General features: G+C 42.9%; 9 protein-coding genes, 1 tRNA gene and 1 pseudogene. 9 read left to right on the top strand and 2 right to left on the bottom strand.

The window, feature by feature from the left end; translation table 11 throughout:
• Window positions 1-193: 193 nt before the first annotated feature.
• Window positions 194-832 carry an HAD family phosphatase gene (locus tag VGE44_RS00415; RefSeq protein WP_331075798.1) on the bottom strand — a complete coding sequence of 213 codons (639 nt, stop codon included), beginning with the start codon at window positions 830-832 and terminating at the stop codon, window positions 194-196.
• Between the two features lie 83 nt (window positions 833-915).
• On the opposite strand from VGE44_RS00415, the gene VGE44_RS00410 reads away from it, so the two are divergent.
• The 4 genes from VGE44_RS00410 (at window position 916) to VGE44_RS00395 (ending at window position 5227) form a co-directional block, all read left to right on the top strand.
• Window positions 916-2667 (top strand): sensor histidine kinase, encoded by a 1752-nt coding sequence (locus VGE44_RS00410; RefSeq protein WP_331075797.1) that lies wholly within the window; start codon window positions 916-918, stop codon window positions 2665-2667.
• Between the two features lie 89 nt (window positions 2668-2756).
• Window positions 2757-3536, top strand: coding sequence for a ThuA domain-containing protein (locus VGE44_RS00405; RefSeq protein WP_331075796.1), 780 nt, complete (start codon window positions 2757-2759; stop codon window positions 3534-3536).
• 128 nt (window positions 3537-3664) lie between these two features.
• The gene (locus VGE44_RS00400; RefSeq protein ID WP_331075795.1) at window positions 3665-4957 is read left to right on the top strand and encodes a gluconate:H+ symporter; all 1293 of its coding nucleotides are present in this window, start codon (window positions 3665-3667) and stop codon (window positions 4955-4957) included.
• A 196-nt stretch (window positions 4958-5153) separates the two neighbouring features.
• Window positions 5154-5227 (top strand) — tRNA-Ile (locus VGE44_RS00395).
• Window positions 5228-5482: 255 nt separating this feature from the next.
• Here VGE44_RS00395 and VGE44_RS00390 read toward each other — a convergent pair.
• The gene (locus VGE44_RS00390; RefSeq protein WP_331075794.1) at window positions 5483-6256 is read right to left on the bottom strand and encodes a helix-turn-helix domain-containing protein; all 774 of its coding nucleotides are present in this window, start codon (window positions 6254-6256) and stop codon (window positions 5483-5485) included.
• 234 nt (window positions 6257-6490) lie between these two features.
• On the opposite strand from VGE44_RS00390, the gene VGE44_RS00385 reads away from it, so the two are divergent.
• From VGE44_RS00385 to VGE44_RS00365, 5 genes and pseudogenes are all read left to right on the top strand, one after another.
• The gene (locus VGE44_RS00385) at window positions 6491-12802 is read left to right on the top strand and encodes a cadherin-like beta sandwich domain-containing protein (protein WP_331075793.1); all 6312 of its coding nucleotides are present in this window, start codon (window positions 6491-6493) and stop codon (window positions 12800-12802) included.
• A 16-nt stretch (window positions 12803-12818) separates the two neighbouring features.
• Window positions 12819-13700 (top strand): PorP/SprF family type IX secretion system membrane protein, encoded by an 882-nt coding sequence (locus VGE44_RS00380; RefSeq protein ID WP_331075792.1) that lies wholly within the window; start codon window positions 12819-12821, stop codon window positions 13698-13700.
• 365 nt (window positions 13701-14065) lie between these two features.
• Entirely contained in the window at window positions 14066-14239 is a 174-nt protein-coding gene (locus tag VGE44_RS00375; protein ID WP_331075791.1) for a hypothetical protein, read from the top strand.
• A 21-nt stretch (window positions 14240-14260) separates the two neighbouring features.
• Window positions 14261-14662: pseudogene (rhuM, locus tag VGE44_RS00370) on the top strand (RhuM family protein); the annotation flags it as partial.
• A gap of 30 nt (window positions 14663-14692) precedes the next feature.
• Window positions 14693-15061: a type II toxin-antitoxin system death-on-curing family toxin gene (locus VGE44_RS00365; protein WP_331075845.1), complete on the top strand. Its 369-nt coding sequence runs from the start codon at window positions 14693-14695 to the stop codon at window positions 15059-15061.
• The last annotated feature ends 626 nt before the right edge of the window (window positions 15062-15687 follow it).

Raw genomic sequence — 15687 nt, 5'->3', positions numbered from 1 at the left:
AAATGACGCTAATCTCCAATTAACTCCAATCTGTCTTTGTTCCTTGCTCTTTGTTCCTTGATCAAAGAATCAAGAACCAAGAACCAAGATCGAGAACAAGGAATCAAGAACAAGGAACAAAGACAATAAATGCTAATCTCCAATTAACCCCAATCTGTCATTGCTCCTTACTCTTTGTTCCTTGATCAAAAAATTATCTCTTTAACAAGCCAGAAGAATACAAATAGCTTTCCAGTGTCTCATCCGCTGTGAGCAGGTGGGTGTTAAGTCCCAGCATATCAGCAGTTTTCAAATGCTGCGGACTATCATCTATAAAAAGGGTTTCAATAGGATTGAGATTGTTCTCACGCATCACGAATTCAAAGATCTCCCGATTGGGTTTCCTCATTTTCATGAGATGGGAGTAATAATCTTTTTCGAAAAATACTGCATTGGAATCTAAACGATGTTCTCGCTGCAGGTAATCCATGATCCAGTTGTAATGGATCTCATTATTATTACTAAGCAGGAAGGTTCTGTACTTTTCTTTTACTTTCAAAAGAAGATCATGATTTGGCTCAGGCACACCGATTAGCAGGGAATTCCATGCCTGATCAATTTCAGCATCACTTAAACTTTCGATACCCGTAACTTTACGGATACCATCCCTGAATTCTGAGGAGGAAATAAGGCCTTGCTCAAACTGATCAAACAGTGAATCGTGACCTTTGTGTGAGAAGAAATGTTCTACATTTTTGACACCAAGTTCAGTAAAACTATGCTGTGCCCGGTTAAAGTCTATCGTGAAAATTACATTACCGTAATCGAAAATTATATTTCTAATCTTATTCATATATTTAGTGAAGTATGCATAATTTTAACCCCTTTAAAGGCAAAGCGCTGTCTTGTTTTTATGTGCCCGATCTGATTTGCTAAATGACATTCATTCCGAATAGCTATTCAATTATTCTGATAATCTGTGGCCTCATCACACTATACATGTGTGTCAGGATTTTCCGCAGATACGAGATTGTTGTACGCTGGTTTGGATTTATGATGTTAGGCATTGCAATCTGGGCCCTAAGTTATGGATTAGAACTTTCAAGTACCAGTCTTGAGCAGATGTTATTCTGGATCGATGTTGAATATCTCGGAATAGCTTTCATTCCGGCATTCTGGTTATTATTCCTCTTAAAGTTTACCGGCAAAGATAAGTGGCTGCATCCGAAATACTTTTATGCCTTCATGCTTCTGCCTTTAATCACGCTGCTGATGGTCTGGACCAATAAGTATCATCATCTCCATTACAAAAGTGTGAGCGTTGATAATTCTGGTCCATTTCCCTTATTAAGCCTTGAAACCGGTCCATGGTATATCGTTCATACTATTTATTTCTATATACTTCTGCTTTGGGGCGTAGTCTTGCTGGTCCAGAAGTACAGGAAGTCTGATCAGGTTTTCAGGAGGCAGAATCTAACTATTCTTATTGCGGTGTTTATTCCATGGGTTGCGAATATATTATACTTATTCGGTTACCGGCCCCTGGGGCATATAGATAGTACCCCTTTTGCCTTTATCATAACAGTGCTATTTCTCAGTATCGGACTCGTTCGTTTCAGATTGCTGGATATCATCCCAATTGCGCGCGAGAAAGTTATTGAAGCTATGAACGAGGGTCTGATCGTGACGGATAATCAGGACCGGATAGTAGATCTGAATCAGGAGATCAGGAAAATCCTTTCTATTGAAGAGAAAAAGATCGTTGGTAAGCGCCTTGAATTAATTCTTCCGGAGCAGCCGGAACTTTATGAATTGATTAAGGCCCGGAAGGGCGGGCAATTACAATTTAAGCTTGTGAACTCAGAGCTTTTCCTGGAAGCCAATCTTACTCCTTTGTTTGAGAATCATCAAGCATACAGTGGTTTGATTATTCTGATCAGGGATATTACAGAACGTGTAGAAATTGAAAATAAGGTACGCTTGCAATCGGATGAGCTTTTAGCGATGAACAAGCTCAAAGACCGATTGTTTTCAATCATTTCACACGATCTCCGGGGTCCGCTGATCAATTTAAATGACATTATTAAAATGCTCAATGAAGGAATGATCACGGAAGAAGAGTTCAAATCATTTGTGCCCCAATTATCAAAGAACATTGGATATACCACAGGTTTGCTGGAGAATCTTTTATTCTGGTCTAAGAGTCAGTTGCAGGGTGAGGTGGTAAAGCCTGTTTATTTTAATCTGAAAGAGGTTAGTGTTAATATTCTCCATCTTTTTGAGAACACAATTCACGAGAAGGAGATCTTAATAGAGAACAATATACAACTGACTTGTAAGGTTTATGCGGATAAGGACATGATCCAGTTGGTAGTCAGGAATCTGATATCCAATGCTGTAAAATTCTCAAAGCGGGGTGGAAGTATTAAACTAACAACCAGGACTGAGGGAAATTATACTATCCTTTGTGTGACAGATACCGGAGTTGGAATCTCTGAGGCTGACCAGAAAAAACTATTTGAGCAGGAGACCTTTACTACCCGGGGTACTGATAATGAGCAGGGTACTGGTCTTGGACTACTTCTGTGTAAAGATTTTATTGAAAAGAATGGTGGCTCAATCTGGGTTGAAAGTGAAATTGGAAAAGGCAGTAAATTTTGTGTCCGCATTCCAAATTCTAACTGGTAATGCCTGGTTGTATTCCCGGGAATTAGAAGATTTAATTTTTACTACACTATCGATTAAGCTGAATGAATAGTTCAGTGAAATTAAAAATAATGATGCGGCTGTTTCAAGTACTTTTATTTCTTTGCGTTTCGTTTTTTAGCAGTATTGTCTATGCTCAGGCAATTAAGCCTAGATTTAAGGTGCTTGCTATAGGAGAGGATGGCGGACATCATATTCTGCATACCCGGGCGGCGAAGATCTGGCTCAACAAGCTTGCGGCAGATAGTAATTTTACCATTGATTATTATACCAGTACCAGGCCAATTACTAAAGAGTTTCTAGGGCAGTATCAACTATTTATTCAGATCGATTATCCTCCTTACTCCTGGAGTAAAGAATCCGAAGATGCTTTTATTGAATATATTGAACAGGGAAAAGGAGGCTGGATTGGTTTTCATCATGCTACCTTGTTAGGAACTTTTGATGGTTTTCCATTATGGCAGTGGTTTTCCAGCTTTATGGGCGGTATTCAATTCAAAAAATATATCCCTGATTTTGCAGCGGCCACAGTGAATGTCGAGATTAATAGACATCCTGTAATGGCGGGTGTACCGGCTTCTTTTCCCATCATCAGAGAAGAGTGGTATACCTATGATAAAAGTCCGCGCCTGAATAAAAATATTCAGGTTCTGGCCACTGTAGATGAAAATACCTATATCCCCTCAAGGGATATTAAGATGGGTGACCATCCCGTTATCTGGACAAATACAAAAATGAAAGCCAGGAATCTCTATATTTTTATGGGACATGGTCCTGAACTATTCGAAAATCCCTCTTATACCACGCTGTACAAAAATGCCATATTCTGGGCAGCCAAAAAAATGAAGTAGTTGGGGTTTTACTGAGGAAGTTCTGAAAACCCGGTTTGTTTATTTCTATCAATATTTTGTTATCTGAAGATTTATTTGCCAATCTTTAGATATAATACAACAGTTTTTCGGATAATTAATTTCTGGATATGTCCTTACTTACCGTACTCTTCGGACTTCTTCTTCTCCTGGTTCTTATCATCAAAAAAGTAAGTCCGATGCTGGCCTTACTGATCGTATCTGTTATTACCGGCTTATTGCTTGGAATGTCGCCGGGAAAAGTAATGACAACCATTTCAGCAGGGATAGGCAATACATTGGGCAGTATGGTGATGGTATTGGCACTGGGTGCCATGTTGGGTAAATTGATAGAAGAAAGCGGTTCTTCCAAAAAAATTGTATTCATCCTGATTCGTCTTTTCGGGATTAGAAATATTCAATGGGCTATATTATTAACTGGTTTGCTGGTAGGTATCCCATTATTCTATAATGCGGGATTTGTGGTTTTGGTTCCCCTGATATTTGCCATTGCTTCTACTACACGTTTACCCTTATTATACCTCGCTTTGCCGATGGCTGCCGCATTATCAGTTACTCATGGTTTTCTTCCTCCTCATCCCGGCCCATTGGCCATAGCATCTATCTTTAAAGCCGATGTGGGTATTATTCTTATTTATGGGTTAATATTGACTTTCCCTATTGCGATCGCCGGAGGAATAATTTTGCCCCGAATCATCCTGAAGAATAATTTGTCTGCTGCCAGTCCGGTAGAATTTCTACCCGAAGAAGAAAAGCTTCTGCCATCTGGCTTCAGGAGCTTTATCACAGCTTTGTTGCCGGTATTTTTAATAATTGCGGGCACTGCAGGCACTTTTTTCATTCGTTCGGAAGCTATCAAACCACTGTTTGTGTTTATAGCAGATCCTACAATTGCCCTGCTGGCAGGGGTATTGCTTAGCATTATTATTCTCAAAATTCCGATTGCTAGGGCAATGGATTACAGTGCCGAGGGGCTTAAAGGTGTTGCGATGATTATTCTGATTATTGCCGCAGGTGGTGCATTTAAGCAGGTTCTTATTGACAGCGGGGTAGGAGATACAGTCAAAGAGTTTTCCTCAGTGTTTGATCTCTCGCCTTTATTTCTTGCCTGGCTTATAGCAGCTTTAATCAGGGTTACCCTGGGTTCGGCTACGGTTGCCGGACTTACTGCAGCAGGTATTGTCCTGCCATTAGCCGCGAATGGCGTATCAGCAGAGTTAATGGTACTTTCTATAGGTGCCGGAAGCCTGATGTTTTCTCATGTGAACGATACCGGATTCTGGATGTTTAAGGAATATTTTAACCTGAGTTTAAAACAGACCTTCGGCACCTGGACTGTCATGGAGAGTCTGGTATCTGTGTTGGGTTTACTCGGGGTGCTTTTGATCAATCAATTTCTGTAAGATGCTTTGATGTCCAAAATGGACATTAGGGTATAGGCTTGTCTTTATTTAGTTTTCAGAGAGGTGTTTAGTCTCCAAACCCCTCTTAAATATCACCCGTTTATCAAATTCCAATAATTCCTAAATTCTATTTTAGAATCCCAAAGCATTTCCGTAAAATTGCATCCTCAAATCATGCTGCCTTTTGGTGGAATGAGCGCCCATAGCTCAGTTGGTTAGAGTAGAAGACTCATAATCTTTTGGTCCCTGGTTCGAGCCCAGGTGGGCGCACAAAAGCTCCGCGAAAGCGGGGCTTTTGTTTTTTGCGCCAGCCTGGGCGAGAAGCCTGTCCCGACGAAAGGAGGGAACTGCAGGTGGACGCACAAATAATGAAACCTCAAATAAACTCAACAAAGCATAAAGTCATACTGTTTATCATGGCATAGGGAAAGAGTCGAATTAGAATATTGAGTCTGAATAAAAAAAATCCAGACACTGTCCGGCGAGCAAAACCTATGGAATTAAGAGTCTTTGATAAATCATAGATTACATTTCCTTTTCATCCGGTGCCGCGGCAAGCAGATCCGATACATTCAATTGGTATACCTCTTTGTATAATCTGTTGAAATAAGTGGCTGTACTAAAACCGGCAATGTTTGAAATTTCGGCTACGGTTGTATACTTCCCGGACGAAATAGCTTCGGATGCTATTTTTAGCCGAACATTCTGGATCAGTTGATTGGGAGTGATCCCCAGTATCCGTTTTACCTTCCTGAAAAGCTGACGTTCGCTCATCCCCAATTCCGTACTCAGCAAGCCAACACTTAAATTCATATAGCCGATATACTTTTTAACAGCGTCTTCAAATTCATTGAGCCATTCCTCTTCCGCTTTTAAACGCTCGTTAACAACACCACGATTAGAAACGAGCAGGTGAGACACCGCTTCCTCTTTTTTATGCCGGGGATTGATCTTCTTGGCGATTCCGAAGATCAACTGATCGCGTTTTATTGGCATGGATGTCCATGATAACCAAACTACCTCCCCGCTTTTGCTAAGGTATCGGTTCTCAAAGTTAAGGAGCGGCTGATCTTCCTTTACGCTTTGCCTGCTTTTAGCTGTAATATCCTGATCGTCGGGGTGAACAAAAGAGTTGATTGGTCGCGATTTCAGCTCTTCATCAGTGTATCCAAGCGTTTTTGAAACTGCGGGATTTATTTTCTTAAAGTAACCATCGTATCCGGCAATACAGATCAAATCCGGAGTCAGTTCAATAAAATACTCGAGATCAAATAAACTTGTAAAAGTGGGCTGATTCATCGCAGAGTATTTTATTCTTAAAAGGTTTCGGTCTTTCAAATATGATAATTATCGTGAGTTAAACGATGTATAAGGTTAAAAAGTTACTGTAAGAGTTAAATCGTATCGACCATTTTGGCAGGCTGGTTCAGGAGATTGGCGGGTTTGTTATTTTCCTAAGGCAGATTTTTGTAGATGTTGGGAAGGCGGAATTAAATATTCAGCCTTGACCTCTTCAAGAATTTCTACCTGTCTATGAAAAAACATTATAATCATTTTCTTAAAAGCAGTTCGAAGAGAATTTATCTCATCTTTCTCCTTTCGCTGTGCACTAGTGTTGCCAACGCTCAAAGCGTGACCTGGGCATTTTTGAAAGGCTTTGCAGAATTACAAGGAACGCCCGTTTATGGCACAATGGGCGTAGCAGACCCGGCCAATCTGCCCGGCGCGCGACACAGTTCAGCTACCTGGCAAATCGGCAGCAAGCTCTATCTTTTTGGGGGAGGTGCCACAACCTCAAACTCCTCATACCTCAACGACATGTGGGAATACGATACGGATACCGGGAACTGGAGATGGATTAAAGGGAACAGTTCAACTAATCAAGCAGCTACTTATGGCACCTTGGGCGAACCTGCAGAAGCCAACAGCCCGGGGGGAAGAGGCAATTCAGTGACCTGGGTAAGCGGAGGAAAGCTTTACCTTTTTGGAGGTCAAACCTATATTCTTCCAGGTAATAACCGGCGTCTGAACGATCTTTGGGTATTCGACCCTGCAACAGGATACTGGTGCTGGATCAAGGGCAGCAGTTTATTTGACCAAAATGCAATCTATGGAACAATTGGTGTAGCAGCGTCAGCCAATACACCAGGCTCAAGACATAGTTCGGTAAGCTGGGAAAGCGGGGGCAAACTCTATCTGTTTGGGGGGCAAGCCTATATCTCATCAATCGATTCCAAGTTGAACGATCTTTGGGTATTCGATCCCGCAACTGGATACTGGTGCTGGATCAAGGGCAGCAGCTTAGCAAATCAAACAGGAACCTATGGTACACTGGGTGTAGCAGCAGCAGCCAATACACCAGGCGGAAGATTTGGTTCCGTTTCCTGGGAAATCGAAGGAAAGCTCTATCTGTTTGGGGGCGGTAATGGCCAGCAATTCAACGACCTTTGGGAGTATGAAGTAGAAACCGGTCACTGGCGCTGGATCAAAGGGAGCAACTCGACAAACCAGGCAGGCATCTATGGCACACGTGGTACGGCAGCGGCAGCCAATACTCCGGGCACAAGATACAACTCCGAAGGCTGGGAAAGCGGGGGAAAACTCTTTCTCTTTGGGGGATTTGGCCGGAGCTCAACAAATTCCGGGACACTCAATGACCTTTGGGAATATAACCCAGATACCGGGCACTGGCGCTGGATCAAGGGCAGTAATTTGCCTAACAAGCTCGGTATACTAGGATCGCTAGAGGCCGCAAATCAGCCTGGGGCAAGAGATGATGCAATAAGCTGGAAGGCCGGGGGCAAGCTCTATCTTTTCGGCGGTACAGGTTCTAGCATTACCGACCAAAGGTCTAGTATTCGGGGAGACTTATGGTCAGCCACTTTCGTTTCTACCAGTGCGGCACTTACTAGTCTTACGCTTTCTGATGGCACCTTGTCGCCGGATTTTCATTCCGATACTACGAGCTATTCAACCTCGGTGAGCAACAGTACTACGAGCATCACGGTAACACCAACAGTTTCAGATGCAACAGCAAGTGTAAAGGTGAATGGTGTTGGAGTAACAAGCGGAAGCGCAAGTGCGGCAATCAGTTTATCCGGAGGTTCTAATACCATTACTACTGTGGTAACTGCCCAGGATGGCGAAACGACCAAAACCTATACCCTTATAATAAATCGCGCGCTTTCAACTAATGCCAACCTGGCGGCTTTGTCAACCAGTTCGGGCACTATCGACCCAGTATTCGATGCAGCTAAGCTGAGCTATGCAGCGAGTGTACCCTTTGCCACCTCTTCGATAACGGTCACACCCACTCTCTCAGAGGCGAACGCGACCATCCAGGTACAGGTAAATGGCGGCGGCTATTCCAGTGTTACCAGCGCCAGTGCATCTGCTGCCCTAGCTTTGAATGTAGGAAGCAATACCATCGATGTAAAGGTTACCGCTCAGGATGGGACTACAATTAAAACGTATACGATTACAGTAACCAGAGAGAAAGCCGATCAGGTAATTACTTTCAATGCCTTTAGTGCTAAAAAATATGGTGATGCTGCCTTTGAACTCGCAGCTACTGGCGGCGCATCAGGAAATCCGTTGATATACGTTAGCACGGTTCCCACAGTCGCTTCTGTATCCGGCAACATATTTACGATAGTTGGTACAGGAGAAACTGAAATAAGAGTTTCACAGGAAGGTAATGCGAACTATAATGCAGCGCCAGACGCAGTGCAAACACTTATCGTAACTAAAGGTGATCAAACAATCACCTTTGCAGCACTGCCTGCTAAAACGTTCGGAGATGCTGCGTTTAACCTGACAGCCACCGGCGGTGCTTCAGGCAATGCGGTCACGTATGTTAGTTCGAACCCGGCTGTAGCCACTGTTAGTGGAAATACAATCACGATCGTTGGCGCCGGAACAACAAATATTACTGCTTCTCAAACAGCCAATACCAATTACAATTCAGCTACTGATGTCGTTCAGGAGTTGGCAGTGAGCAAAGCCTCCCAGACAATCACATTTGCAGCCCTGCCTGCTAAAGCGTTCGGAGACGCCGCGTTTAATCTAACAGCGACCGGCGGGGCTTCAGGAAACGCAGTTACCTATGTCAGTTCTAACACAGCTGTAGCAACTGTTAGCGGAAATACGGTCACCATAGTTGGCGCCGGAACAACAAACATTACTGCTTCTCAGGCAGCCAATACCAATTACAATGCAGCTAATGATGTCGTTCAGGAGCTGACAGTAGGCAAAGCAGTACAAACAATCACATTTGCAGCACTCCCTGCTAAAACCTTCGGAGATGCGGCGTTCAATCTAACAGCGACCGGTGGGGCTTCAGGCAATGCAGTTACGTATGTTAGCTCGAACCCGGCTGTAGCCACCATTAGCGGAAATACTATCACCATCGTTGGTGCGGGAACAACAAATATTACTGCTTCTCAAACAGCCAATACCAATTACAATTCAGCTAATGATGTCGTTCAGGAGCTGGCAGTGAGCAAAGCCTCCCAGACAATCACATTTGCAGCCCTGCCTGCTAAAGCGTTCGGAGACGCCGCGTTTAATCTAACAGCGACCGGCGGGGCTTCAGGAAACGCAGTTACCTATGTCAGTTCTAACAAAGCTGTAGCAACTGTTAGCGGAAATACGGTCACCATAGTTGGCGCCGGAACAACAAACATTACTGCTTCTCAGGCAGCCAATACCAATTACAATGCAGCTAATGATGTCGTTCAGGAGCTGACAGTGGGCAAAGCAGTACAAACAATCACATTTGCAGCACTCCCTGCTAAAACCTTCGGAGATGCTGCATTTAACCTGACAGCGACCGGCGGAGGTTCAGGCAATGCGGTTACCTATGCCAGTTCTAACACAGCGGTAGCAACTGTTAGCGGAAATACGGTCACCATAGTAGGCGCGGGAACAACAAATATCACTGCTTCCCAAGCGGCCAATACCAATTACAATGCAGCTACTGATGTCGTTCAGGAGCTGGCAGTGGGCAAAGCCTTCCAGACAATCACATTTGCAGCACTGCCTGCAAAAACATTCGGAGATGCAGCTTTTGATCTGACTGCTACTGGCGGGGCATCGGGCAATGCGCTTACCTACTTCAGCTCGAACACGGCTGTAGCAACAATCTCGGGCACTAGGGTTACGATTCTAGGCGCAGGCAGCACCAACATTACTGCTTCGCAGGCAGGAAATACCAATTACAATGCAGCAAGCGATGTGGTACAGTCGCTAATAATTAACAAAGCAGGACAAAGCATCAATTTTTCGGCACTGGCAGCTAAAACTTTTGGGGATGCAGCATTTGATCTGACCGCTACAGGCGGAGCATCGGGCAATGCGCTTACTTACCTCAGCTCGAACACGGCCGTCGCTACAATATCAGGCAGAACCGTGACGCTGGTTGGAGCCGGATCAACTAATATTACTGCATCACAAGCGGGTAACGCTAATTATACTGATGCAGCAGACGTGCAGCAGGTATTAATTGTTAATAAAGGGGTATCAGCTATTGCTAAGCTCTCGGCTTTGGGATTGAGCACCGGAATCTTAAGTCCCGTTTTCTCGGCAAGTACGACTTCGTATAGTGCGTCTGTCGCAAACAACATTAGCTCAGTAACAATAACACCTGCAGCCGAACAGTCAGAAGCTACCATCCGGGTAAACGGAAGCCTGGTAAACAGCGGAATTGCATCAGGAATAATAGCTCTTAATGTAGGAAGTAATACAATAAGCACTGTCGTTACAGCACAGGACGGCTCAACAAGCAAAACCTACACCATCACTATAACACGTGCGGTGGCTATTTTATCCTCTGTAAGTACTTTATCTTCTCTTTCACTAAGTGCAGGAATATTAAGCCCGGCATTTTCACCCTCAATAAGTTCTTATACTGCTTATGTCAATAACGGAATAAGCTCTGTTACACTAAGCCCGGTAGCAGATCAGGCAGGAGCAAGCATTAAAATAAATGGCAATACTGTAACTGCTAAAAATCCTTCGGGAAAGATAGCACTAAACGCAGGGGAAAATACCATTACTACCATTGTAACCGCTGAAGATGGTAAAAGCACGAATACCTATGTCGTAAAAGTCACCCGCTTGCAACCAGAGCAGATTTTACCCGATACAGGCGGTAATAGCACCGTAAATAATACGTCTAATCAGGTATTAATAACCTCTCCCGCACAAGCTGTTACGGTAACGGTAGCAGCCGGAACAACAGCAGCTCCATCTATCTCTTATGGTAATCTTATTTCCGGAGGTACAGGAACTATACCTCAAACCAGTATTAATTCCCCGCTGGCAAACGTGCAGATCCCTGCCGGAACTGTTGTAACAGGCTCAAACTCCACATGGAATGGTGTAATCTATGCACCGGCAGTTTCAAGTTATGATCTTCCTGTAGTACCTGGGGAGGTAACTACGGTTGGACTGATCATAGAAGTCGGAAGTGAAACGAATTCACTTTCGTTTAGTAAAGGAGTCCGGCTGTTGTTACCGGGACAATCCGGCATGCGTGTTGCCAGGGTTCATGGATTGGTTTATACAGAAATCACCGCTGTAGGCTCATCGGATACACAAGCGGCTGGCGACGCGCTTCCGGCAGAAGGGGCCTTTAAGATCAATGTTGGTGCCGACCTGGTGATCTGGACTAAAGCGTTTTCAAGATTTATCACCTTTACACAAACAACAGACCTGAACGTGGCTGTGGTAGCTTCTGATAAAGATGCACTGACAGAGGATCTCATCAAAGGTGCAAACACAGACCTTAATCATATCACTACCACACTGACTAATCCACTCCCGGCAACTCTTCCCGGAGGATCTGAAGTGTCCTGGACAAGCAGCAATGCTGCGATAATTTCGGCAGACGGACAAACACTAAACAGACCCTTAATGGGGTTGCCAAATCCGTTGGTAACACTTACTGCAACGGTTAAGAAAGGACTAATAACTGATACAAAAACGTTTAATTTAAAGGTATTACCCCTGGCAAACCTGGCACCAACACTAGGGCCTATCGTTAATCAGCCGGCCATATGTCCTGCCCCGGTCTTGCAAAGTATAGCATTAAGTGGAATCAGCGCAGGGCCGGAATCGGGGCAAAGCACTACACTAAGCGTGAGCTCAAACAAGCCTGATCTGCTTAATCAGCTTAGTGTGACATCCAATGGTTCAACAGGAGCAATCACTTACATGCCTGTTCCGGGTGCTAGCGGTACAGCAATAATCACTGTTATTGTAAAAGATAATGGTGGTACAGAGGATGGCGGTACAGATGCAATATCGAGGTCATTCACTGTCACCATTAATCCACTTCCGTCGATCCATATAAGCAACAGTGCAGGTAATTCGCTGAGCAAAGGAAATACAGCAGTGCTTACAGCTTCGGGAGGAACAGAATACAGCTGGGTAACACAATCAGGCATTATCAACGGACAAAACTCAGCAGTACTAACTGTCAGACCGGCAAAAACAACAAGCTACACCGTAAAGGTAACTAGTGCTATGGGTTGTATAAGCTCACACAGCATAACCGTCAACGTGATCGACGATTATCAGGCGCTTGAAGCGATGAATATTTTGACACCAAATGGTGATGGGAAAAATGACTATCTGGTCATTAAAAACCTGGACTATTACCCCGACCATTCGCTCAGGATATTTGATCGTTCTGGCCGGATAATTTATCAGAAAGTAGATTATCAGAACGATTGGGATGGCAGTTTTGAAGGTTCCCCCCTGGCACAAGGAACTTATTATTATGTGATAGATTTCGGTGCGGGTAAGAACAGATTGAAAGGTTTTGTGAGTATAGTAAAGTAAGAAGATGGTTTTAAAAATGAGATTTATATTACTGACATTGCTGTTTTATATTTTACAAGGCATCGCAATAGACGTTCATGCACAGCTTAATCCAATCGGCGCACTTTACTTCCAAAATCAATATCTGGGCAATCCGGCAATGGTAGGAAGAAAAGGCTTTGATGTTAACATGAGTTATCGCAAACAATGGAGCAACATTCCCGGAGGACCATCCAGTCAGATACTTACCGGGGAGTACGCATTTACCCACAATGCAGGTATCGGATTGAATATGTCCAATGAAACGTCCGGATTATTCAGAAGTCTGAGGAGCGTAGCCAGCTATGCATATCATATGCCTCTCAACGAAAATAATACTAAACTTTCATTCGGTCTTTCATTAGGCTTCCTGAATGAACGCCTAAGCCGGGAAGATATGAATGGTGATCCAAATGATATTATTGTTGCTAACTATAACCAGACGGAAACCTATGTAGATGGCGATTTCGGACTGGCATATACCAGTAACAAGCTGAGTGTTCAGGCTGCCCTGCCGAATATTAAGGGTATTTTTCAACGTGACCTGGTAAACCAGAGCATAAATCATCCTACGTTTTTCTCAGCAGTAAGTTATAAAATTGATAGCGAAAACCCCAATGGGATAAGCCTGGAGCCCAAAGTGGTATATCGTGGCATTAAAGGACTTAATAACATCCTGGACATCGGGGCTAATGTTAGTTATGTAAATAAGGTTAATCTTTTCGGAATGTATCATAGCATAGGAAGTGCTACTTTCGGATTGGGGATGAATTACCAATCATTTAGTATTATTGGCATTTACTCAACCAGCACCACATCACTGGCCGGCTATAGCAGCGGGAACTTTGAGATTGGTTTGAAAGCCTCAGTATTTAAATAATAAGCTATTGCTGGCTTAATCTTTTGTCCAGTTTTTATTGTTACAATTCCAGTTAGGCTAGGTACCTTTTGAAGTGCTACGTGAAGGATTTGAAAGGAGATAGATCAATTATTAGGCGAAATCAGGATAAATGGACGCCAGGCTTATCTGGATACCAACGCTGATAACTTTAGTAGAATTGTTCATGATTATTCTGATGACCCAAAAGGATTTATTCTTTGGAAGGATCTGTTGGAGGAGAAGTTGTTTTAATATTTATTACAAGTGCCCGGATCAATGCTAAGGTGTTAGAGAAGGAGATATGTGAGTATATGGTGGTATGAAATGAAGCCTGCCTAATTATTTGTTACATTAGTAATCATGGTATGACAAACGATCAAATTATTATTTATCAAAATCCGGACGGAAATATTGACGTTGAAGTTGTCTTGCAAGATGATTCGGTATGGTTGACTTTAAACCAAATAACAGAGCTTTTTGAAAGAGATAAGTCTGTAATCTCAAGGCATATTCGTAATGTATTTAAGGAAGGTGAATAAGAGCGAGGTGCAACTGTTGCAAAAAATGCAACAGTTCAAAAAGAAGGCAATAGAGAGGTAATTAGAGAAATTGAATATTACAACCTTGACATTATCTTGTCAGTAGGATATAGAGTAAATTCTAAAAGAGGGACACAATTCCGTATCTGGGCGAATAAAATTCTTAAAGAGTATTTAATACGAGGCTACTCAATCAACGAAGATCGCTTAAAAGGTCAAGCGGAGCAATTAGCCAATTTGAAACGAACTGTGAACCTTCTGAGCAAAGTATTAGAAAGTAAACAACTTTCATCAGACGAAGCCACCGGTTTGTTAAAAGTCGTTACAGATTATACCTATGCTTTAGACATCCTGGACAAATATGATCATCAACAACTAGGGTTAGATAATACTACCCAGGATAATCTGATTTTTAGAGCAACTTATGAAGAGGCCATAAAAGCAATAAAGACCTTGAAAGACAAGTTTGGTGGTAGTTCGCTATTTGGAAATGAAAAAGACGCATCTTTCCGAAGTTCAATTGGAACGATTTACCGATCATTCGGAGGTGTTGATTTATATCCAAGTATTGAGGAAAAAGCAGCGAACTTACTCTACTTTGTCGTGAAGAATTATTCCTTTACGGATGGGAACAAACGTATTGCAGCATATCTGTTTGTTTGGTTCTTGGAAAAGAATGGCATCCTGTATAGGCTGGATGGTTCAAAGAGAATTGCCGATAACACTCTGGTTGCACTTACACTTATGATAGCAGAATCAAGACCAGATGAAAGAGAGATGATGATGAAAGTGGTCATCAACCTGATAAATCAAAAAAATTAAAACAGGTGCATCCATTTTTCGAGCTCCAGGAAATCTTCGGTCGTGAAAGTAACTAAGAGACATACTGTTTAGTTGGGGACTCTAATAGCGGGGCTAATATCTTTTTTGTCTTTGCATTCTCGTATTTCGAAACATCGCGTTTAAGCTTCCTGGTGTCCATGGTACTAACTTTAAGCGCTACATTTTTTTAAACTTCTACCGGATCTTCAGCAAGAGATTCAAGATTATTTAACAGGTCAACTATCAGGAATTCTTTGGTTATTTTACTCGGAAAGTGTGGCTTCATGCGGAAGGAGAACTTCCTGCTCCCTAGTTTGAATTCACCGTGTCGTTTATGATTGTATACGGTTCTTTCATTATAAAACTGGGTAGTAGCAACTCCTAAACTGTTATAAGAGCTTGGTGAAGTAACCAGAAATCTACCATCCTTAAGAAAGCTTCGTATTAAGACCTCTTCCTCAGGTGGCGTTTTACCAAAGGCACTTAGTTTCGGGTAATAATATAAACCCTGAGAAAGTTCATGGAATAAATCGGACGATGGAGAATTTATGCCCTGAAAGCTCTTTCAGGTGAAATGAACGTGAGATCTTTGCTTCTCAAAGAATGGGTTGGTACACGATCAGACC

The organism is Daejeonella sp. (assembly GCF_036405355.1).
Lineage (GTDB): Bacteria > Bacteroidota > Bacteroidia > Sphingobacteriales > Sphingobacteriaceae > Daejeonella.
Note: the sequence above shows the minus strand (reverse complement) of the source record. Positions and strands in the feature narration are given on the sequence as shown.

Bases quoted from the DNA above. Each gene is read 5' to 3' on its own strand.
- VGE44_RS00400 (WP_331075795.1), top strand. From the start codon at position 3,665: ATGTCCTTACTTACCGTACTCTTCGGACTTCTTCTTCTCCTGGTTCTT.
- VGE44_RS00390 (WP_331075794.1), bottom strand. From the start codon at position 6,256: ATGAATCAGCCCACTTTTACAAGTTTATTTGATCTCGAGTATTTTATT.
- VGE44_RS00385 (WP_331075793.1), top strand. From the start codon at position 6,491: ATGAAAAAACATTATAATCATTTTCTTAAAAGCAGTTCGAAGAGAATT.
- VGE44_RS00415 (WP_331075798.1), bottom strand. From the start codon at position 832: ATGAATAAGATTAGAAATATAATTTTCGATTACGGTAATGTAATTTTC.
- VGE44_RS00410 (WP_331075797.1), top strand. From the start codon at position 916: ATGACATTCATTCCGAATAGCTATTCAATTATTCTGATAATCTGTGGC.
- VGE44_RS00380 (WP_331075792.1), top strand. From the start codon at position 12,819: ATGAGATTTATATTACTGACATTGCTGTTTTATATTTTACAAGGCATC.
- VGE44_RS00405 (WP_331075796.1), top strand. From the start codon at position 2,757: ATGATGCGGCTGTTTCAAGTACTTTTATTTCTTTGCGTTTCGTTTTTT.
- VGE44_RS00375 (WP_331075791.1), top strand. From the start codon at position 14,066: ATGACAAACGATCAAATTATTATTTATCAAAATCCGGACGGAAATATT.